General features: G+C 65.0%; 1 protein-coding gene. It reads right to left on the bottom strand.

The window, feature by feature from the left end; translation table 11 throughout:
* Nucleotides 1-28 precede the first annotated feature (28 nt).
* On the bottom strand, nucleotides 29-391 hold a 363-nt coding region (locus EN852_RS41840), incomplete at its 5' end, for a hypothetical protein (protein WP_348643526.1).

Genomic DNA, 391 nt, shown 5'->3' with positions numbered 1-391 from the left:
TCGGCCTTTGCGTCAACCGCAGACGCGATTACAGCCAGACGCGCTCGCGCCAGCAGCGGACGCGGCGGCGGCCGTGGCGCCAGTAGCTGCGGCAAACCCGTCTCCAGCCGCGGCGGCGTCCATGGCGGCGACGCCAGTAGTCATCGTGGTAATCGTGGCCATGGTGGCCGCTGCGATGGGAGACCTGCTCCAGCGCGACTTCGTCGTCCCCTTCGAAGACAGCCGGATCCGGCTTGTCCAGCTCATCAAGAATTCCGGTGCCCTGGGGAATACCGGCAACCGCGCGGCCGGGTCCGGCCACGCTTGCAAACGCCACTGCCCCCGCAACGCCAAGCATTCCAGTAAGAAACTTCCGACGTTCCATAAAAACCTCTCGAGTTGTTGACCATCG

The organism is Mesorhizobium sp. M2E.F.Ca.ET.209.01.1.1, from assembly GCF_004010375.2.
Taxonomy (GTDB): Bacteria; Pseudomonadota; Alphaproteobacteria; order Rhizobiales; family Rhizobiaceae; genus Mesorhizobium.
The sequence above is the reverse complement of the archived record's forward strand: the minus strand, read 5'-3'. Positions and strand labels throughout refer to the sequence as shown.